General features: G+C 71.1%; 20 protein-coding genes. 8 read left to right on the top strand and 12 right to left on the bottom strand.

Annotated features, from left to right (window positions below; all coding sequences use genetic code 11):
* Positions 1-5 precede the first annotated feature (5 nt).
* Genes iolD through iolC form a run of 4 tightly spaced genes read right to left on the bottom strand, consistent with a single transcriptional unit; the run spans position 6 to position 4,648 of the window.
* Entirely contained in the window at positions 6-1,889 is a 1,884-nt protein-coding gene (gene iolD, locus ACWD4G_RS16625; protein WP_451293850.1) for a 3D-(3,5/4)-trihydroxycyclohexane-1,2-dione acylhydrolase (decyclizing), read from the bottom strand.
* On the bottom strand, positions 1,889-2,785 hold the full coding sequence (gene iolB, locus ACWD4G_RS16620; RefSeq protein WP_451293848.1) for a 5-deoxy-glucuronate isomerase: 897 nt from the start codon (positions 2,783-2,785) through the stop codon (positions 1,889-1,891). Before iolB ends, iolD begins: the two co-directional genes overlap by 1 nt.
* The gene (locus tag ACWD4G_RS16615) at positions 2,782-3,654 is read right to left on the bottom strand and encodes a Cgl0159 family (beta/alpha)8-fold protein (RefSeq protein WP_451293846.1); all 873 of its coding nucleotides are present in this window, start codon (positions 3,652-3,654) and stop codon (positions 2,782-2,784) included. Before ACWD4G_RS16615 ends, iolB begins: the two co-directional genes overlap by 4 nt.
* A gap of 4 nt (positions 3,655-3,658) precedes the next feature.
* A complete protein-coding gene (gene iolC, locus ACWD4G_RS16610) occupies positions 3,659-4,648 on the bottom strand; it encodes a 5-dehydro-2-deoxygluconokinase (protein WP_451293844.1) in 990 nt (329 codons plus the stop codon).
* A 222-nt stretch (positions 4,649-4,870) separates the two neighbouring features.
* Here iolC and ACWD4G_RS16605 point away from each other — a divergent pair, with 222 nt between their 5' ends.
* The 7 genes from ACWD4G_RS16605 to ACWD4G_RS16575 all read left to right on the top strand — a co-directional run bounded on the left by ACWD4G_RS16605 (position 4,871) and on the right by ACWD4G_RS16575 (position 10,757).
* Positions 4,871-5,884 (top strand): LacI family DNA-binding transcriptional regulator, encoded by a 1,014-nt coding sequence (locus ACWD4G_RS16605; protein ID WP_451293934.1) that lies wholly within the window; start codon positions 4,871-4,873, stop codon positions 5,882-5,884.
* A gap of 58 nt (positions 5,885-5,942) precedes the next feature.
* Positions 5,943-6,503, top strand: coding sequence for an RNA polymerase sigma factor (locus tag ACWD4G_RS16600; protein ID WP_451293842.1), 561 nt, complete (start codon positions 5,943-5,945; stop codon positions 6,501-6,503).
* On the top strand, positions 6,500-7,330 hold the full coding sequence (locus ACWD4G_RS16595) for a zf-HC2 domain-containing protein (RefSeq protein ID WP_451293840.1): 831 nt from the start codon (positions 6,500-6,502) through the stop codon (positions 7,328-7,330). The genes ACWD4G_RS16600 and ACWD4G_RS16595 overlap by 4 nt, the downstream gene beginning before the upstream one ends.
* Positions 7,331-7,347: 17 nt before the next feature.
* Positions 7,348-8,157, top strand: coding sequence for an ABC transporter ATP-binding protein (locus ACWD4G_RS16590; protein ID WP_451293932.1), 810 nt, complete (start codon positions 7,348-7,350; stop codon positions 8,155-8,157).
* Positions 8,154-9,518: a hypothetical protein gene (locus tag ACWD4G_RS16585; protein WP_451293838.1), complete on the top strand. Its 1,365-nt coding sequence runs from the start codon at positions 8,154-8,156 to the stop codon at positions 9,516-9,518. The genes ACWD4G_RS16590 and ACWD4G_RS16585 overlap by 4 nt, the downstream gene beginning before the upstream one ends.
* Complete coding sequence (locus ACWD4G_RS16580) at positions 9,515-10,090, top strand: hypothetical protein (protein ID WP_451293836.1); 576 nt, start codon at positions 9,515-9,517, stop codon at positions 10,088-10,090. Before ACWD4G_RS16585 ends, ACWD4G_RS16580 begins: the two co-directional genes overlap by 4 nt.
* Before the next feature lie 253 nt (positions 10,091-10,343).
* Positions 10,344-10,757 carry a DUF6069 family protein gene (locus tag ACWD4G_RS16575; protein ID WP_451293834.1) on the top strand — a complete coding sequence of 138 codons (414 nt, stop codon included), beginning with the start codon at positions 10,344-10,346 and terminating at the stop codon, positions 10,755-10,757.
* Positions 10,758-10,797: 40 nt separating this feature from the next.
* Here the strand turns inward: ACWD4G_RS16575 and ACWD4G_RS16570 are convergent, their stop codons facing one another.
* The 8 genes from ACWD4G_RS16570 to ACWD4G_RS16535 form a co-directional block, all read right to left on the bottom strand.
* Positions 10,798-11,433, bottom strand: a complete 636-nt coding sequence (locus tag ACWD4G_RS16570; RefSeq protein ID WP_451293832.1) for a CoA transferase subunit B — start codon at positions 11,431-11,433, stop codon at positions 10,798-10,800.
* Positions 11,433-12,188 carry a CoA transferase subunit A gene (locus ACWD4G_RS16565; RefSeq protein ID WP_451293830.1) on the bottom strand — a complete coding sequence of 252 codons (756 nt, stop codon included), beginning with the start codon at positions 12,186-12,188 and terminating at the stop codon, positions 11,433-11,435. The genes ACWD4G_RS16570 and ACWD4G_RS16565 overlap by 1 nt, the downstream gene beginning before the upstream one ends.
* Positions 12,189-12,246: 58 nt before the next feature.
* Positions 12,247-13,212: a fumarylacetoacetate hydrolase family protein gene (locus ACWD4G_RS16560; RefSeq protein ID WP_451293828.1), complete on the bottom strand. Its 966-nt coding sequence runs from the start codon at positions 13,210-13,212 to the stop codon at positions 12,247-12,249.
* A gap of 167 nt (positions 13,213-13,379) precedes the next feature.
* Entirely contained in the window at positions 13,380-14,318 is a 939-nt protein-coding gene (locus ACWD4G_RS16555; RefSeq protein WP_451293826.1) for a VOC family protein, read from the bottom strand.
* Complete coding sequence (locus ACWD4G_RS16550; RefSeq protein ID WP_451293824.1) at positions 14,315-15,436, bottom strand: amidohydrolase family protein; 1,122 nt, start codon at positions 15,434-15,436, stop codon at positions 14,315-14,317. The genes ACWD4G_RS16555 and ACWD4G_RS16550 overlap by 4 nt, the downstream gene beginning before the upstream one ends.
* Entirely contained in the window at positions 15,355-16,494 is a 1,140-nt protein-coding gene (locus tag ACWD4G_RS16545; RefSeq protein ID WP_451293823.1) for an FAD-dependent oxidoreductase, read from the bottom strand. The genes ACWD4G_RS16550 and ACWD4G_RS16545 overlap by 82 nt, the downstream gene beginning before the upstream one ends.
* Positions 16,495-16,770: 276 nt before the next feature.
* Complete coding sequence (locus ACWD4G_RS16540; protein ID WP_451293821.1) at positions 16,771-17,733, bottom strand: cyclase family protein; 963 nt, start codon at positions 17,731-17,733, stop codon at positions 16,771-16,773.
* Positions 17,730-18,758, bottom strand: coding sequence for a fumarylacetoacetate hydrolase family protein (locus ACWD4G_RS16535; RefSeq protein WP_451293819.1), 1,029 nt, complete (start codon positions 18,756-18,758; stop codon positions 17,730-17,732). The genes ACWD4G_RS16540 and ACWD4G_RS16535 overlap by 4 nt, the downstream gene beginning before the upstream one ends.
* Positions 18,759-18,879: 121 nt before the next feature.
* Between ACWD4G_RS16535 and ACWD4G_RS16530 the strand changes: the two genes are divergently transcribed.
* Positions 18,880-19,794: a LysR family transcriptional regulator gene (locus tag ACWD4G_RS16530; protein WP_451293817.1), complete on the top strand. Its 915-nt coding sequence runs from the start codon at positions 18,880-18,882 to the stop codon at positions 19,792-19,794.
* Positions 19,795-19,836 lie beyond the last annotated feature (42 nt).

Below are 19,836 nucleotides of genomic sequence, written 5' to 3'. Positions count from 1 at the left end.
GTCCTTCACAGGTAGTGGCGCTGGGCCTGCTTGGCGGCGGCGTAGGTGTCGTAGGCGCTGCGGGTGGAGTCGAGTGCGGAGACCTCGCTGACGGGGACGTCCCACCAGCCGTGGCCGGGCGGGTTGGGGCCGTAGAGGTCGGTTTCGACGTGGACGACCGTGGTGCGGGTGGCGGCCTTGGCCTTCTCCATCGCGGTGCGGAATTCGTCCACCGACGTTGCGTGCAGGACGTCCGCGCCGAGGCTGGCGGCGTTGGCGGCGAGGTCGACGGGGAGGACGTCGCCGTCGAGCTGCCCGGAACTGCCGTCGCGGTAGCGGTACTTGGTGCCGAAGCGCTGGGAGCCCAGTGATTCCGACAGGGCGCCGATGGAGGCGAAGCCATGGTTCTGGACGAGGACGATGATGACCTTGAGTCCTTCGGAGACCATGGTGACGATCTCCTGGGCCATCATCAGGTACGAGCCGTCTCCGACAAGGACGACGACCTCGCGTGACGGGTCGGCCATTTTGGCGCCTGCTCCTGCGGCGACTTCATAGCCCATGCAGGAGTAGGCGTACTCGACGTGGTAGGCCTTCGGGTCCCGGGCCCGCCAGAGCTGCTGGAGGTCGCCGGGCATGGAGCCGGCCGCGTTGATGACCACGGCCCGGTCGTCGAGCACGTCGTTCAAGGCGCCGAGGATCTGCGTCTGGGCAGGCAGGTCGCCGGTGTTGCGGTCGGGAGCGAAGCACTCCTCCTCGATCTCCCGTGTCCGGGCGATCAACTGGCGGGTGCGGTTGCGGTATCCGGGGTCGACTTCCCAGTCGGCCAGGGCTCCGGCGAGGGCCTGGATGCCGAGGCGGGCGTCTGCGACCAGGGGTTCGGCGGAGTGTTTGACGGCGTCGAGGCGGGCGACGTTGAGGTTGACGAAGGTGACGTCCGGGTTGCCGAACACGGTGTGGCTGGCGGTGGTGAAGTCGGAGTACCGGGTGCCGATACCCAGGACCACATCGGCGTCCTTCGCCAGCTCGTTCGCCGCGTACGACCCTGTCGATCCCACACCGCCGACGGCGCAGGGGTGGTCCCAGGCCACCGCGCCCTTGCCGGCGTGGGTGTCGGCGACGGGGATGCCGGTGGCTTCGGCGAACGCGCGCAGCGCGGTCTCCGCACCGGAGTACACCGTGCCGCCACCGGCCACGATCAGCGGCTTCTTCGCGTTGCGCAGCAGCCGTGCGGCACGCTCGACGGCAGCCGCCTCCGGTACCGGGCGGCCCACGTGCCAGACCCGGCGCCGGAAGAAGGAGACCGGCCAGTCGTATGCCTCGGCCTGGACGTCCTGCGGCAGCGCGAGGGTGACCGCGCCGGTCTCGACCGGGTCGGTCAGCACCCGCATGGCGGCCAGCGCGGCCGGGATCAGCTGCTCCGGACGCGAGACGCGGTCGAAGTACTTCGATACGGCGCGGAAGGCGTCGTTGACCGTGACGTCCCCGCCCCGGGTGTCCTCCAGCTGCTGCAGGACGGGGTCGGCGACGCGGGTGGCGAACATGTCGGAGGGCAGCAGCAGCACCGGGATGCGGTTGGTCGTGGCGAGCGCCGCGCCGGTGATCATGTTGGTCGAGCCGGGCCCGGTGGAGGCCGTGCAGGCGAAGGCCGCCAGCCGGTCGCGCATCTTCGCGTACGCCACCGACGCGTGGACCATGCCCTGTTCGTTGCGGGCCAGGTAGTAGGGGAGATCCGCCTCGCCTGTCGCGGTGGCCTGGAGGAGTGCTTGTCCGATGCCGGCGACGTTGCCGTGGCCGAAGATGCCCCAGACGCCGGGGATGAGGCGGTGTTCCTGGCCGTCGCGTTCGCTGTACTGGTTGGCGAGGAAGCGCACCAGGGCCTGGGCGGTGGTGAGCCTGATCGTTTCCATTACTCGTTCTCCTCGGCGCCGAAGGGGAGCCGGTCGTCGATGTCCTGCGAATCCCAGGTGGTGCGGACCCAGCCGTGTGCGGGGTCGTCGCAGATCAGCCAGGCGCGGTCCTGTCCGGGGCCGGCCATGACGTTGAGGTAGTAGAGGTCGTAGCCGGGGGCTGCGATGGAGGGCCCGTGCCAGCCGTGCGGAATCAGCACCGTGTCCCCGGAGCGGACCTCGGCGAGCACGTCGATGGGGCGTTCGGGGGTGCCGTAGACGCGCTGGTAGCCGAAGCCGTTCTCGCCGCCGGAGACCTCGAAGTAGTAGATCTCCTCCAGCTCCGATTCCACCGGAGTGCCGTCGGCGCCGGTGCGGGCTTCGTCGTGCTTGTGCGGCGGGTAGGACGACCAGTTGCCGCCCGGGGTCAGCACCTCGCACACCAGGAGTTGTTCGGCGTCGAAGGTGCCGGGCAGGCAGTAGTTGTTGACCTGCCGCGAACACGCGCCCGCACCCCGCAACTCCACCGGCACCCCGGCTTTGGGCCCGTACCGAGCGGAGAGTGAGCTCCGCTCGGTACGGGCGGAGGGCAGCGCGAACCTGCCACCGGCCGCGCTGCTGATAGTGGCCTCCGACTTCTGGGGGAGGTACGCGAAGTCGGTGGCCGAGGTGAACACATCCGTACGGCCTTCGAGCGCGAAGGTCTGCCCGTCGACGGCGACGGTGCAGCCGCCGCTCAGCGGCAGGACCAGGAACTCGCAGTCACCCGTGGACAGCGTGTGCGCCTCACCCGGACCCAGAGTCAGAATCCGGAGCCCTGAGTAACCCCAGCCCGCCGACTCGGGTGTGACGACCAGGTCGTACGCCCCCTCGGCCGAAGTCCCCTTGGGCAGGTGGTACTTGTTGGTGCCGGTCACAGCAGGCTCACCGCCCGGTCGACCGCGCCGGCGACATCGCCGTTGGACGGGTAGAGAAGAGAACGGCCGACGACCAGGCCTTGTGCGGTGGGCTGCTTCAGTGCCTTGCCCCAGGAGGCGAAGGCGGCATCGGCGTCCTTGACCTCGCCGCCCAGCAGCAGCGCGGGGAGTGTGGAGGAGGCGAGTACGCGTTCCATGTCGTTGACGACGGGGAGCTTCAGCCAGGTGTAGGCGGTCCTGCGTCCGAGGCCCGAGGCGATGGTGACGGACTTGACGACCGCGTCGGTGGAGAGGTCGTTGCGGATCTTGCCGTCCTGCCAGAGGGAGATGAACGGCTCCACCATCGCGATGAGCCGGCGGTCGTTCAGCTCGTCGACCGCCCGCGCGGTGTTCTCCAGCACCGACGGGGTGGCGGGGTCGCCCAGTGCGATGCGGGTGAGCATTTTGCCGCCGTCGAAGCCCATGGCGGCGATCGTCTGGGCGTCGTAGCCGGTGAACCGGTCGTCGATCTCGAAGACCGAGCCCGCCAGTCCGGCCCGGTTCATGGAACCGAAGACGCTCTTGCCGTCCAGGACGCCGAGCAGCAGCAGGTCTTCCAGGATGTCGGCGGTGGCCAACACCCCGGTCACGCCCGGCCGTTCCAGTGCAACGCACAGGCGGTCGAGCAGCTTGAAGCGGTCGGCCATGGCGTTGGGGTCGTTGCCGACGCCGTTGGCGCCGCGTGCGGGGTGGTCGGCCGCGATGATCATCGCCTTGCCGTGCTCACCGAGCAACGAGGTGGCCCTGACACGTCGGGCCGCTGCCACAGCGACGGCACCGGGATCGTTGACCCGGGCGGTCACGATGCGGCTCACATGGTCGGTCTGCACCTCGTCACACCTCTCGTTCGATGTCAGCGGGGGCCGTCGTCCGGTCTCCGGCCGCGGTGGCGCGGAGCTTTTCCTCGACTTCGGTCTGGGTGGGCATGGCGTCGGAGCAGGACAGCCGGCCGGCGACGATGGCGCCGGCGGCGTTGGCGAAGGCGACCGTGCGGTAGGTGTCCCAGCCGGACAGCAGTCCGTGGCACAGGGCTCCGCCGAAGGCGTCTCCGGCGCCCAGGCCGTTGACCACGTCCACCGGGACCGGCGGGATCTCGGACACTGAGCCGTCCCGGTCCATGGCCAGCACACCCTTGGGCCCCTGCTTGACCACGGCCAGTTCGACCCCGGCGGCCAGCAGCGCCTTCGCGGCGGCCACCGGTTCACGCTCACCGGTGGCCACCTCACACTCGTCAAGGTTCCCGACCGCGACCGTGGTGTGCCGCAAGGCTTCCGTGTAGAAGCCGCGCGCTTGGTCGGGGGTGGCCCAGAACATCGGCCGCCAGTCCAGGTCGAACACCGTGATCCCGGCCTTCGCCCGGTGCGCCAGTGCCGTCAGCGTCGCCGACCGGCTGGGCTCCTCGCTCAAGCCCGTTCCGGTCATCCAGAACACCGAGGCGTCCCGTACCGCCTCCAGATCCACATCCCCGGCCTCGATGTCCAGGTCAGGGGCTTTGGGCAGTCGGTAGAAGTACAGGGGGAAGTCGTCCGGCGGGAAGATCTCGCAGAACGTCACCGGTGTCGGCGCGATCTCCGACACCCCAACGAACCGTGGATCGACCCCGTAGCCCTCCAGCGCGGCCCGCACGAACTCCCCGAACGGGTCCCGTCCGGTCTTCGTGATCACGGCGGCGCTGCGGCCGTAGCGGGCGGCGGCCACGGCCACATTCGTCGGGGAGCCGCCGAGGTACTTGCCGAAGGAGGTGACCTCGGCCAGTCCCACCCCGGTCTGGAGTGGATACACATCCACTCCCACACGGCCCATGGTCAGCACTTCCAGCGGCATAACAGCGAAATCCCTTCACTCCGGAAGACCCGGGGAGTCGATGGGGGACGATGATGAAGAAGACACTGACGCGCTCTACTAGCGCGCTCTAGTGCGAGTACGATGGCCCCTGTCCAAATGTCATGTCAATAGCTTGTTGCTGGGAGATTTCGGGACTGCCCTAGGGTTGGGCGCGGCGAAGGGTGGTTCTCAGTGAATGCGTCGGGGAAGCAGCGGCCCACCATGGCGGATGTCGCGGCGAAGGCGGGGGTGTCCAGGGCGCTGGTCTCGATCGTCTTTCGTGGTCAGCCGGGTGCGGGCCGCGAGACGCGGGAGCGGGTGCTGCGGGTCGCGGACGAGATCGGCTACCGCCCGGACAGCGCGGCCCGGCTGCTGGCGCGTGGGCGCAGTCGCACGCTCGGTGTCATGTTCACCGCCCATCAGATCTTCCAGGCCGACCTGGTGGAGGGGATCTACTCCGAGGCCGAGCGGCTCGGCTATGAGGTGCTGCTGTCGGCGACCAGCCCGGCGCGCAGTGAGGCCAAGGCCGTGGAGGCGCTGCTCAGTCATCGCTGCGAGGCGGTGATCCTGCTCGGCCCGGGTGGGGCGGACGCGGACCTCGACGCGCTCGGGCAGCGCACGGTCGCCGTCTCCGTCGGCCGGCGGGTGCCCCGGGCCCATGTCGACAGCGTCCACACCGCCGAGGGCAAAGGCGTACGCCAGGCCATGGACCATCTGGTGGAGCTGGGCCACCGGCGGATCGTGCACATCGACGGCGGCCGGGGTCCCGGTTCGGCGGAGCGGCGGCGGGCGTATCGGGCCGCGATGCGCCGGCACGGCCTGGAGGCCGAGTTGAGGGTGATTCCCGGCGACCACACCGAGCAGTCCGGGATCGAGACCGGGCGGCTGCTGGTGGCGGAGCGGGAGCGCGGGCTGCCGCTGCCGACGGCCGTACTCGCGGGCAACGACCGTTCCGCCATGGGGTTGTTGATGGCGCTGACCCGGGCCGGAGTCGAGGTTCCGCGTGATCTGTCGGTCGTCGGGTACGACGACAGCCATCTCTCCCATCTGATGCCGATCGGTCTGACGACGGTCCGTCAGGACGCCTTCCTCATGGCGGAGTACGCGGTGCGGTTCGCCGTGGAGCGGCTGGAGAACGGGGAGTTGGAGCCCCGGGAGGCGGTGCTCGACTCGAAGCTCGTGGTGCGGGGGACCAGCGGGCCCGTCCCGGAGGGCGGCCTCACGCCCCCCATATGATGTGACCTAGCTCACATCGATTGGAAAACCTGCCGCCCGGGCCGGGCGTCTAGCGGGTGTGAGATCAGTCAGAGCAGCGCTGCACGAGGTGGACGAGGAGCGTCTCGTCCGGCTGGTGGCGAAGGGCGACCGGGCCGCGTTCGAGGAGCTGTACCGGCGTACGGCACCGTGGTTGGCGGTGCGGTTGCGTCGTCGCTGCGCGGACGAGCAGATCGTCGCCGAGGTCATGCAGGAGACCTTTCTGGCGGTGTGGCGCGCGGCGGGCGCGTTCGCCGGGGCCGCGGCCGGAGGGACGGCCGTCGGCTGGCTGTGGACGATCGCGGCCCGCCGCCTCGTCGACGCGTTCCGGCGCAGAGCCCACCACGCGGAACCACCGCCCGCCGCGGCACCCCACCCCGTGGCACCCGCCGCCGAGGAGGAGGCGCCCGGGGCGACCGTCGGCGGTGACGTCGGCGACGCGCTGCGGCGGCTCGCGCCGGAACTCAGAGACGTACTGCGGGCGATGGTCCTCGACGGGTTGTCCGTCCGGGAGACCGCCGTCCTGCTCGGGCTGCCCGAGGGCACGGTCAAGACCCGGGCCCGCCGTGCCCGGATCGCGATGCGAAAGGCGCTGGCATGAACGGGGAACACGCGTCGAGGCGGCTCATCGACGCCTACGCGGACGGCGCCGCCGACATCGCCGCCGACGAGATGTGGGCCCTGGAAGCCCATCTGGAGACCTGCCGGGGGTGCCGCGACCGGCTGTCGGCCGCCGTCACGGCGCGGGCGCCCGCCGTGTCGTCGCTGGTCGACACCGTGTGGTCCGACCTCGAACCCCGACTGGCCGCCACCGCCACGATGCCGCGCCGACGCCACTGGGCGGCGCCCCTGTCCCGCTGGACGACCCCGACGGCGGTGCCCTGGCTGGCCATGGTCGTGAGCGTGACCCTGCTCGCGCTCCTCCTCGACCTGGCCGACACCGGCTTCGGCCCCGGCTCAGGCGAGGTGTCGCTGGTGCTGCTGCTCGCCCCGGTCCTGCCGGTGCTCGCCGTGGCGGCGTCGTGGTCACGCGGTCTGGACCCGGCGTACGAACTCACGGCCTCGGCACCGAGAGCGGGACTGCCTCTGGTGCTGCGGCGCACCGCGGCCGTGCTCGCCGTGGTCGTCCCCCCGCTGCTGCTGGGCGGCTGGGCGACGGGGGTGACGGCCGCGCAGTGGCTGCTGCCCTGTCTGGCCTTCACCTCGACGACTCTGGCGCTCGGCGGCGTCATCGGCGTCACCCGCGCCGCCGTCGCGCTGGTGGCCGTATGGGCCGCCGTCATCCTGGCGCCGACCCTGGCGGCGGGCCGCACGGCCCTCGCCCTGCGGGCGGACGGGCTGCCCGTGTGGGGGCTGATCCTCGCACTCGGCATCGGTGTCGTGATCGCCCGCAGGGGCGCGTACTCCGTGCTGGGAGCCCGACAGTGACCATCGGAAAGGAAGCAATGATGCCCGCGGTGAACGCGGCCGACCTCGCACCGACCGCCTACGCCTGGGAGATCCGGGCCGACGGGCTGAAGGTCAGGGTCGGCAGGAAACGCATGGCCGTCGACGGACTCGACCTGTCCCTGGGCACCGGGGTGCACGGCCTCCTCGGACCCAACGGCGCCGGCAAGACCACCCTCATCCGGACGCTCGCCACCGTGCTGCGCCCCACCGAAGGCACCCTGGAACTGCTCGGCGAGAGCGTGGGCGGCCTGGGCGAACACCGTGCGCTGCGCCGCAGGATCGGCTATCTGCCGCAGGAGTTCGGGTACTACAAGCGGTTCACCGTACGCGAGTTCGTCGAGTACATGGCGTGGCTGAAGGAGGTCCCCAAGGCGGACATCCCCGCCGCCGTGCAGCGCGCGGTGGAACGGGTGGGGCTCGCGGACCGGGCCGACGACAGGATGAAGTCACTGTCGGGCGGCATGGTGCGACGGGTCGGTATCGCCCAGGCCATCGTCAACGACCCGGCGATCCTGCTGCTGGACGAGCCGACCGTCGGCCTCGACCCGGCGCAGCGGCTGCGCTTCCGTGAGCTGTTGCAGGAGTTGGGCACCGACACCTGCGTGGTCGTCTCCACCCACCTGGTCGAGGACGTGGCCGCCGTCTGCACCGATGTGGTGCTGATCGCCGAGGGCCGCCTCGTCTTCCAGGGCCCTCCGGACGAACTGGCCTCGGCGGGCGGCGCGGAGCACCAGGGCGACACCCCGCTGGAGCGCGGCTACTCGGCCATGCTGCTCAACCCCGCGCGGGAAAGGGGAAATTGGTGAACGCCCGTGTCCTGCGTGTCGAGTTGAGGCGCTCCGTCGCCCCCTGGGCCGGAGCCGCCGTCCTGGCGATCGCGCTGACCTTCCTCTTCCTCGTCCCCGGAATCGGCACGGTGTGGACGGCCCAGTGGACGGCCATGGCCCTGGAGACCCGCTTCCTGCTGGTCCTGCTGTGGCCGCTCGTCCTGGGGCTCGGGGCGCTCCAGGGGCTGCGCGACCGCCGCTCGAAGATGTCCGAGCTGCTGACGAGCACACCGAGGCCCGCCCGGCACCGCGCCGCCACACTGGTGGGCGCGATGGCGATCACCCTGGCCTCGGCCTTCACGCTCGTCCTCCTCACCGGCGCGGTCCAGGTGCTCACCGAGGCCGACTACTTCCCCTTCGGGTGGCTGCCCATCTCGCTGGTGGGGCTCCTCGGCCTGGTCGCGGGGGCCGTACTGGGCATGGGGATCGGGCGGGCCCTGCCGTCGCCGCTCACTCCGCCCGCGCTGGCCGTGGCCGCCTTCGTGTTCGTCAACCTCGTGCATCCGTCGACGGACTGGGGTGTGCCGACCGCCGCCGTACCGAACCGGCTCTCACTGCTGTCACCGGCGGTGGCCGAGGTACGCGAAGTGCTCCTCACGCTCTCCGCCCCCGTCCATGTGGGCCAGACGCTCTGGCTGCTCGGTGTGACCGCGACGGGTTTCGCGCTGCTGGTCGCCGCGACCCCGCGTGCCCGGCTGCTCGCCCTGGCTCCCGTCCTCGCGGGCGTGGCGGTCGCCCTGCTCGTCCTCCCCGCCGACCCGCGCCGGACGTATGTCGTCGACGAGACGGCCGCGGCGCAGGTCTGCGACGGCCCGGTGTGCGTGGCCAGGGTGCACCAGGACCGGCTCGCCGACCTCGCGGGCCCCGGCCGGGAGGCACTGGCCCTGCTGCACGACACTCTCGGCGACCGGGCGCCGGTCTCCCTCCGCGAGACCACCGCCCTGCTCGCCATCGGCGACACACCCGAGAGATCCCGTACGGCCGTGCTCGTCGACTTCGACGACGGGATGCTCGACTCCGCGAAGGGCGAGAAACTGACCCGAGCCCTCCTCGCACAGGGCCTGGCACCGACGTGCTTCGCACGCAGCCGCAACGAGAGCGGCACACTCGGCGAGATCGCCGCCCAGGGCATCGCGGCGGGCTGGGTCCTCGGTGACTACGAACCGCTCGGCGGCACCCTCCACTCCTCCCTCGACCAGAGCGCCCTGGCCGACCCGGTCTGGAAGGAACTGACGGCGCGGCCACGGGCCGAACAGGTCCGCAGGATCAGGGCGACACACACCGCCGCCGTCTCCTGCGCGGCCGATCCGCTCAGCGTGCTGGAGGACGCGTCCCGGTGAGATGGCTGACGCTGTACGCGCGCTCACGACAGGTGCCCGCCTCGCTCGCCACGGTGGTGATCAGCGCGGTGGCGGTGTGGGCGCTGGCTCGGAACGGCGGGGAGGGCTCCGAAGGTGCCCGGTCGGCCGTGCTGGTCCTCACCGCCGGGGTGACGGCGCTGTCGATCGGACTCGGCGGGCAGGACCCGGAACTGGACCGGACGGCCGCGATCCGCTGGAGGTACCGCAGGGCGGCGCATGTGCTGCTCGCGGGGGCGGTCGTCGGTGCCGTGCTGTGTGCGGTGCAGACGCTGGGCGCGGACCTGGCCACCACCGCGTTCGTCGTCCGGGACAGCGCGGGGCTGATCGGGCTGGTCGCCCTGGGGGCGGCGGTGTGCGGGGCGCGGTACGCGTGGACGCCGCCGATTGTCTGGCTGTCGTTCTCGCTCTTCGCCCCGGCCCCGACGAGCGTGCCGACGCGGGTGGCGGCCTGGATGCTGGTGCCTCCCGGCACGGCGGCGGGGACCTGGACCGCGTTGACCCTCGCGGTCGGCGGCACGGTGGCTTACGCGATCGGGGGGCCGAGGCGGTAGCGCTCCGCTGAATGGACCGCGATAGGCCGTCGGTTGGCTGCGGCGCCGTGGTGGCTGGTCGCGCCCGCGCGGCGGAGCCGCAGAATGTTCCCGCCCCGCGCCCCTTTGGGGGCGCCACCTGTGACCCTGGCAATACGGCCATCGGGGTTGAAATTTCAAACGGATCGCGCGACACTCGTTGTGCTTGAGAGTTCAAGTGATTCCCTTGTCGGAAGCCGCTGAACTCCTCCCTGTCCCCCTTTCTGGAGCCCCCATGTCTGTCGCCTCTGCCGCAACCCCCGTCCGCCGTGGTCCGCTCGTCGTGATCGGAGGTGTTGTCGGCGCGATCGTCGTGGCCTCCCTGGCCGACGCGATCCTCGCCCTGGCCGCCCTCGCCATCGGTGCGCCGGACGACTTCCAGCCGCTCATGCCGGGTTCGTACATCTTCCTGACGGCGGTCGGGGTGATCGCCGGCGCGATCGGCTGGGCCGTGGTGCGCAAGGTGTCGAAGGACCCCGAGGCGTTGGTGCGCTGGCTGGCGCCGACCCTCGTCGTGGTGTCCTTCATCCCCGACTTCCTGCTCTTCGGCGACGGAGGAGTGGCCGGAGTGGTGGCCCTGCTGCTGATGCACGTCGTGGTCGCGGTGGTCGCCGTGTACGCGTTCCGCAAGGTCATGCCGCTGTCGTAGAGCCGGCCTCCCCGCCCGGCACGGCCGCCCCCTCCGCCCTTCACACTCGGCGGGTCAGCGGGGCGTCCGTGCGCGCGGCGATCTCCTCGGCACTCACCCCGGGGGCGCACTCCACCAGGACGAGCCCCTCGGGAGTGATGTCGAGGACGCCGAGGTCGGTGATGATCCGGTGGACGCAGCGCTCGCCGGTGAGCGGGAGCGCGCACTCCTTGACGATCTTCGGGGTGCCGTCCTTGGCGGTGTGTTCCATCAGGACGATGACGCGGCGGGCACCGTGGACGAGGTCCATCGCGCCGCCCATGCCCTTGACCATCTTGCCGGGGATCATCCAGTTGGCCAGGTCCCCGTGTTCCGACACCTGCATGGCGCCGAGCACGGCGGTGTCGACATGGCCGCCGCGGATCATGCCGAAGGACAGGGCCGAGTCGAAGAAGGAGGCCCCGGGCAGGACGGTCACGGTCTCCTTGCCCGCGTTGATCAGATCGGGGTCGACCTCGTGCTCGTACGGGTACGGGCCCGTGCCCAGGATGCCGTTCTCCGAGTGGAGCACGACCTGGACTCCGGGCGGGAGATGGCCGGGGATCAGGGTGGGCAGGCCGATGCCGAGGTTGACGTAGGAGCCGTCGGTGAGTTCGGCGGCGGCGCGGGCGGCCATCCGGTCGCGGGTCCAGGGCATCAGAGTCGTACCGTTCTCTTCTCGATGTGCTTCACGGCCGCTTCGGCGGCCGACAGTGCCACCACGCGCTGGACGAAGATCCCCGGCACACGCACCTCGTCCGGGTCCAACTCGCCCGGCTCCACCAGCTCTTCGACCTCGGCGAGCGTGATATGGCCCGCCATCGCCGCCAACGGGTTGAAGTTGGCGGCCGACTTGCGGAAGACCAGGTTGCCGTGGCGGTCGCCGCGCCAGGCGCGGACCAGGGCGTAGTCGGTGGTGATGCCGTGCTCCAGGACATGGGTGCGGTCGGCGAAGGCACGGGTCTCCTTCGCCGGGGAGGCCACGGCGACCGATCCGTCGGGCGCGTAGCGCCAGGGCAGTCCGCCGTGCGCGACCTGGGTGCCCACACCGGCCGGGGTGTAGAAGGCGGGGATGCCCGCGCCACCGGCCCGCAGCCGCTCGGCGAGCGTGCCCTGCGGCACCAGCTCCACCTCCAGCTCACCGGACAGGTACTGGCGCGCGAACTCCTTGTTCTCGCCCACGTACGAGCCGGTGACCCGGGCGATCCGGCCCGCGCCCAGCAGGACGCCCAGCCCGCGCCCGTCGACCCCGCAGTTGTTCGAGACGACCCGCAGACCGGTGGCGCCCTGCTCGTACAGGGCGTCGATCAGGACGGCCGGGATGCCGCTGAGACCGAAGCCGCCCACGGCCAGCGACGCGCCGTCGGGGATGTCCGCGACCGCCTCGACGGCGCTCGCGCAAACCTTGTCCATGAGGGGAAGGACCTTTCTGTTCCTGCCGGCTTCCTGCCGGATTCCGCCGCTCAGATGCTCATGGGCGCTGTCGCGGGCGCTTGCGGGCCGGTGGGATCGGGAGTGGAGCGGGGCCCGGCACCACCGTGTTGGAGACGGAGCCGATGCCCTCGACGGTGAGGGTCACCGTGTCGCCGGGCTTCAGGGGCGGCGGGTCCTGCCTGCCCCGTACGCCCCACAGTTCGGCGAGGCAGCCGCCGTTGCCGCAGGTGCCGGAGCCCAGCACATCGCCGGGGCGGACGACCGTGCCCCGTGAGGCATAGGCGACCATCTCCTCGAACGTCCAGCTCATGTTGGACAGCAGATCCCTGCCGACGACCTCGCCATTGACCTCGGCGGTGAGGGCGAGGCGCAGAAAGCCGTCCGGGTCGCGGTACTTCTCCAACTCGTCGGCGGTGACCAGATACGGGCCGAGGGTGGTGGCGGTGTCCTTGCCCTTGCAGGGGCCGAGGTTCACGCGCATCTCCGCGGACTGCAGATCACGGGCCGACCAGTCGTTGAAGATCGTGTAGCCGACGATGTGGTCACGGGCCTGCTCGGGGGTGAGGTCGCGGCCCTCCTCCCCGATCACGGCGGCCACCTCCAGCTCGAAGTCCAGCGCACCCGACCCCGGCGGCATGGGGATGTCGTCGTGCGGGCCGTACACCGCGTACGGGTTGGTGAAGTAGAACGTGGGGGCCGCGTACCACTGCTCCGGCACACCCGCGCCGCCGTCCACGGAACGCCGTACGCCCTCCACATGCTCCTCGAAGGTGACGAAGTCCCGTACGGTCGGCGGGCGGAGCGGGGCGAGGAGGCGCACCTCGGAGACATGCGGGCCCGGCGCGAGCGGAGCGGTGTCCCCGTCGAGGAGTTCGGGCAGGCCGCCGCCCTCGGCCAGGAGACCGGCCAGCGAGTGGACGCCGGGCAGCGGACGGAGGGTGCCGTCCTCGTCGACGACGGCCACCTGGTGCCGGTCGCGGTACTCGTACGTGGCGAAGCGCATGGGAGGGGTCCTGTCGGCCGGAGGACGGGCGGGGAGAGGGCGGGGACGGGACCGGGGGCGCGGCAGGCAGTCAGGGCACTGACCAGGGGAGCCACGCCCCCGGCGTATTCCGGGGACGCGATCAGGGGAACGGATCAGGGGATCGGATCGCGGGACCGGATCACGGATCACACCGGCGGGGCCACGAAGACGCCGCGGTCCACGTCGTTGAACGACTCCTTGGCGACCAGCTCGTTCATCGGGTTGGCCGTGCCCCACTGGTCGGTGACCTCGGGCCGGGAGAAGTCGTAGACGGACGGGTGCCAGGTGTCCTCGTCGAGGAGTTCCAGCTCGGTCGTGTACTCGACGGTGTTGCCGTGCGGGTCGAGGAAGTAGGTGAAGGTGTTGTCGCCCGCCATGTGCCGGCCGGGGCCCCACACCTTCTTGAAGCCGGCCCGGATCACCCGCCCGGAGCCCCGCATGTACTCGTCGATACCGCGCATCTCGAACGAGATGTGGTGCAGCGCGGTGTGCGGGCCGCGCGCCAGGGCCATGGAGTGGTGCTGGTTGGAGATCCGCATGAAGTGCATGACCTCGCCCATGTGCGGCGAGCTGAGCGTGTCGGAGAGCCGGAAACCGAGGTGGGTCTCGTACCACTCCCGCGTCCTGTTCAGGTCGGGCGAGTTGAGGACGACGTGCGACAGCTTGACCGGGATCGACTCCTTCTCCTCGATCCTGCGGTGCTGCCGTACCTCGACATCGGCGGAGACCTCGATGGTCCGGCCGTCCACGTCGAAGAAGCGGAAGCCGTAACCGCCGCCCGGCGTCTCGACCTTGCCCGGCTGGGAGATCAACTGCACTCCACCGGCGAGGAGTCGCTCGGCGAGTGTGTCGACGTCGGCCGCGCTCGCCGCCCCGTAGGAGACCAGGTCGAGGCGCTTCTCGTCGGCCTTGCGCAGCCGGACGACATACTGCTCGGGGCTGCCCTCGGCGGCGAGGAAGGAGATACCGGAGTCCTCGGCGACCTTGGTCAGACCCCAGACGCCGGCGTAGAAGTCGAGTTGCTTGTCGTAGTCCGGTACGGCCAGGTCGACGTGCCGGAGATGGGTGAGCAGGCGGTTGCTCATGGGGGGTTGCCTCCTCGGGCGAGGTTGAGCAGGGCGGCGGCGTTGCCGCCCCGCACCGCGTGGAAGTCGTGATCGGACAGACGCGCGGCGTGCAGGGCGTCGAGGGGGTCCTCGGTGCCCATGTCGAAGGGGAAGTCGGAGCCGAGCAGCACCCGGTCGGCGCCGACGGCCCGGATCAACTCCCGCAGGACGTACGGGTCGTGGACGAGGGAGTCGAAGTGGAGCCGCCTGAGATAGCTGCTCGGCTCCTCCGCGCAGCCCCGGGTGTCGGTGCGGGCGCGCCAGGCGTGGTCGGAGCGGCCGATATGGGTCGGGAGATAGCCGCCGCCGTGCGCGGCGATCAGCCTCAGCCCCGGATGCCGGTCCAGGACCCCGGAGAAGATGAGGTGCGACAGCGCCACCGCGTTCTCGGTGGGCTGGCCGACGGTGTTGGACAGGTACCACTGGTCCAGGCGCTCGTCGAGCGTGCAGCCGAAGGGATGCAGGAAGACCAGGGCGGCGGTCTCCTCCGCACGCGCCCAGAAGGGGGCGAGCCGGGGATCGGACAGCTCCACCTCACGGGTGCCGCCGGGGCCGGGGGCGTGCGAGGAGATCTCCACCCCCGCCAGGCCCTGGTCGAGCGCGTGGTCGAGGAGGGTGACGGCGAGGTCGGGGTGCTGGAGCGGGACCAGTCCCAGTCCGCGCAGTCGGTCCGGGGCCTTGGCACAGTGCGCCGCCGTCCCCTCGTTCGCCAACCGGCAGACCAGCTCGGCCAGTCGGGGCTCGGCCCAGTAGTGGTAGTGCCCCGGGGAGGGGCTCACCAGCTGGAGGTCCACCCCGGCGTCGTCCATGGCCGAGAGACGTACGGCGACATCGGTCAGCCGGGGCACCCGGGCGCCGACCATGGGCCCGTTGACGGCCAGGGCGGCCGGGCCGTTGCGGCGTGCGTCGAGAGCGCGGGCCTCCGCGAGACCGGGATGACCCGCGACGGCCTCCTCGACCTCCGGGAGCAGCAGATGGGCGTGGACGTCGATCGTCGGGATCGACTCGGGCTCGGTCACGGCAGTTCCTTCAGGATGCCCAGGGTGCGGCGCATCAGACCGGCCACATCCGCGTCGCGCCTGCGGTCCAGCAGCCATGTGCTGAGCAGGACGGAGGCGTCGACGACCGTGCGTACGCGGGGCATCCGGCGGTCGCGGTAGTCGGTGAGGAGTTGGTCGTTCCACTCGTCCCGGCCGGTCAGCAGCTCGGCGAGGACCTGGACGTCCTCCAGGGCCATGGCGGCGCCCTGGGCGAAGGTGGGCGGGCAGGTGTGGACCGCGTCGCCGACGAGCACGACCCGGCCGCGGTGCCACGGGCCCTCGATCAAGTGCCGGTCGAAGCAGGCGTAGTTGACGGCCTTCGGGTCGGTGAACGCGGTACGGATCTCGTTCCACGCGCCGCCGTAGCTCTCGCTGAGCGTCCGCATCTCGTCAGCGAACGTGTCCGGGTCCAGCGAGGAGCGGTCCCGTGCCGGCTCCACGAGGTAGGCGTAGACCGTGTCCTCGCTGGTCGGGCAGTACCCGGCGATGTAACAGCGGCCGCCGTACATCATCTCGGTGCGGTTGACACCGGCCGGACGGGGAGCGGGCGCGCGCCAGATGCCCATCCCGATGGCTTCGGGCTCATCCGTGATGCCGATCATGGAGCGGGTGGTGGAGTGCAGTCCGTCGGCGCCCACGACCAGGTCGTAGCGGCGGCTCGTGCCGTCCGAGAAGGTGACGTCGACGCCGTCGCCGTCCTGCTGGAACGCGGTCGCCCTGATGCCGAGGCGGACATCGGCGCCCGAGGCGCGCACCTGGTCGATGAGGAGCTGCTGCAGCCCGGGCCGCTGCATGCCGATGTGGGCGGGCAGGTCGTCGCCGCCGGTGCGCAGCTCTTCGTGGGCGTGCAGCACGGTGCCGTCGGGGGCGAGGACGGCGACGCCCTTGGCCTGGTAGCCGTCCTTCTCGATGCCTTCCAGGACGCCGACCTCGCGCAGCACACGCAGCGCGTTGCCCTGCAGAGTGATCCCGGAGCCGAGGGAGGCCTTCCAGTCGGGGCTCGCCTCGATCAGATCGACGGCGATACCGGCCCGGCGCAACAGCACCGCCAGGGCGTTGCCGGAGGTGCCGCCGCCGATGACGAGGACGGATCGCGGGGTGGGGCTTTCGGTCATGTCGGGAACCTCCCGAGGTAGGGCCGCGCTGCGATGAGCGGCGGAGTGCGGCTCGCCCGCCGGGGAGCGCGGGCCGTTTTGGGGAAAGGTTTCGGCTTGCCCGTGGGGGAGTGGCCGGCCGAAGAGGGGACAGAGGTGCGGCTTGCCCGCGTGGATGCGGGACGGGTGCGTGAAACGGGGGTGCGGCTCGCCCGCCGGGAGCGGGCCCGGGTGGTGCGGGGCCGGATGCGCCGTCGCCGTCCGGGGAAGGGCGGCGCATCCGGGTCCGGAGTGGACCTACTTGACGGCGACCGGATTGACCGGGGAGCCGACGGCGCCTGTGATGGGCAGGGGAGCTGCGGTGAGCCAGAACGCGTACACACCGTCGTCCGCGCAGTCCGCGGCGAGGGCGTCGAGGTCCCACATCTCGCCGATCAGCAGGCCCATGTTGGGGATCACGACCTGGTGCAGCGGCTGGAAGGCGTTCTCGAACTCGTTCGGCCGTACTTCGAAACCCCAGGTGTCGGTGGCGATGGCGGCGACCTCGGTGGAGTGCAGCCAGCCGGCCGTGGTGAACGACAGCCCGGGCGCCGGTCCGCCCGCGTAGTCGCCCCAGCCGTCCCGCCGGGCACGCGCGAGGTGTCCGGTGCGGACGAGGACGATGTCGCCGCGACCGACGGTCACCCCGTGGGCCTCGGCGGTCGCGGCGAGGTGCTCCTCGGTGATGGGGAATCCGTCGGGCAACTCCCCCTCGGTACCGATCACCCGGCCCACGTCGAGGAGGACACCGCGCCCGGCGACGTACGGGGCCATGTGCTCGATGCCGGTGACGAGGTCGCCGTCGGAGGTGACGACCTTCTCGGCGTCCCGGCCGTTCCACGCCTTGCCGTGGTCGAAGATGTGCCCGAGCCCGTCCCACTGGGTGGAACACTGCAGCGGCATCGCGATCACGTCGTCGGCGCCGCCGATGCCATGCGGGAAGCCCTGGTTGCCGAGCGCCGCGTCCGTGCCGGTGTCCAGCATGGTGTGCACCGGGTTCGTCCGGCGCCGCCAGCCCTTCTGCGGGCCGTTCATGTCGAAGGACTGCGAGAGCGAGAAGCTGACACCCCGGCGGACCAGGGCCGCGCCCTCGCGGCGCTTGGCCTCGTCGAGGAAGTTCAGGGTGCCGAGCACATCGTCCTCGCCCCAACGCCCCCAGTTGGAGTACGCCTTGGCGGCCTCGGCGATCGCGCCCTCGGGGTCATGCCGGTCCAGGCTCATTCCGCGCCCTCCGCTTCCGTGGTCGCCTCGTCCGTGGCCCTCTCGTCCGTGGCCTCCGCGACACAGCGGGTGCGCTGCACACCCAGCCCGGTGATCGACCCCTCCATGACGTCGCCGTCGCGCAGCAGCCGACCCCAGTGGATGCCGTTGCCGGCCGGGGAACCCGTCAACACCAGGTCACCGGGCAGCAGTTGGGCGGTCTGGGAGATGTACGACACCAGCCGGGCCACGCCGAAGAGCATGTCCTTGGTGGACTCGTCCTGCATGGTCTGGCCGTTCAGCTTCAGGGTGACCCGCAGATCGTCCGGGTCGGCGATCGACGCGGCGGGCACGATCCACGGCCCCAGCGGGGTGAAACCGGGGGCGTTCTTGCAGCGCAGCCAGTCGGTGCCGATGGCCTTCATGTCCCGCCGGAACACGGTCGCCCGGTCGGTGAGATCGTTGGCGATCGTGTACCCGGCCACGCACTCCAGGGCCTCGTCGACCGACACCCGATGAGCGGGCCTGGCGATCACGGCGGCCAACTCAAGCTCCCAGTCCGGCTTCTCGGCCCACGAGGGCAGCACGACATCGTCGTACGGACCGGCGATCGTGCTCGGCAGACCGATGAAGACATACGGCAGGTCCTCGGCGGCCCGGCGGTCCATGACCGCGGCGATCTCCGCGCGGGCCTCCTCGATCGTGCGCGGGTCGTCGGGGGCGCGGTGGGCGACCTCCAGATCGATGACGTGCTGCCGGTAGTTGGCACCGGACTGGAAGATCTGGCGGGGCTCGATCGGGGCGTGCACCCGCAGGCCGTCCAGGGGCCGCCAGCCGAGGGTGTCGTCGTCGGCGAGGGAGTGCAGCACGGGCAGGGCCGCCTCCCAGCGCTCCACGACGGCGCGCACATCGGACGGGGCCCAGTCCAGGGCCCTGCTCAGGTCGAGCACCCGGCCCTCGGCCAGGAGACCGGGGAAGGGCTCCTCGTCCTGGGCTGAGAACGTGCCGAGCCCGAAGGGGCCGACAGGTTGCGCGAGCGTTGCCATGAGATTTCCTCCTGAGGGGTTGCCGACTACTCTGGCCCCGATCGATGAATCACGGAAATCAATCCTGTGGATGCGTCCCATCCATAGGCTGGATGATGCTCTCCGCTAGGTAGGTGGCCCGGTGAACCTGTCCCGACTCGACCTGAATCTGGTCGTCGCCCTGCGCGCCCTGTTGGAGGAGCGCAATGTGACCCGGGCCGGGGAGCGCATCGGACTGAGCCAGCCGGCGATGAGCGCGGCACTCGCACGGCTGCGCCGCCATTTCGACGACGAATTGCTCGCCCGCACCGGCAACGCCTACGAGCTGACCCCGCTCGGTGCCGCCCTGCGCGACCGCAGCGCGACCGCCTGCGACCTTCTGGAACGCGTCTTCTCCAGCCAGGCCGACTTCGAACCGGCCGCCGAGACCCGTGAGTTCACCCTGCTCGCCTCGGACTACGGAGCGGCCGTCTTCGGCGCGGCGCTCGCCCGTGCCATCCACCAGGAGGCGCCGGGCATCCGCTTCGACTTCCAGCACCCGGCGCCGTCCGTCGTGGAGAACACGGCGACGATGCTGAGCACCGTCGACGGGCTGCTGATGCCGCACGGCGTCATCGACGGCTTCCCCGCCGTCGACCTCTACCAGGACCGCTGGCTCTGCCTCGTCGCCGACGACCACCCCGACGTAGGGCACGAGCTGACTCTCGACCAGCTCGCCACGCTGCCGTGGGCCGTCTACCAGCGGCCCTACGATGCCCCGGTCGCCCGGCAGCTCAGCATGCTCGGCATCAGCCCCCGGGTGGAGGTCTCCGTGCAGACCTTCCAACTGCTGCCCCACATGGTCGAGGGCACCCGCCGGGTCGCCCTCATCCAGGAGCGCCTGGCCCGCCGGGCGGTCGGCGCGGCGGCGGTACGAGTGCTTCCGTGCCCCTTCGAAGCCGTGCCTGTGCGGCAGGCCATGTGGTGGCATCCGGTCCACGCGCAGGACGCGGCCCACATATGGCTCCGCCAGAAGGCCGGGGAAGTGGGGGCGAGCCTGATGGGCAACGCCCCGTAAGGGGCGCGGGGCGGTATCGATATGCGGCTCCGCCGCGTGGGC

The organism is Streptomyces sp. NPDC002643, from assembly GCF_053592555.1.
This window is presented reverse-complemented; position numbering and strand designations above follow the sequence as displayed.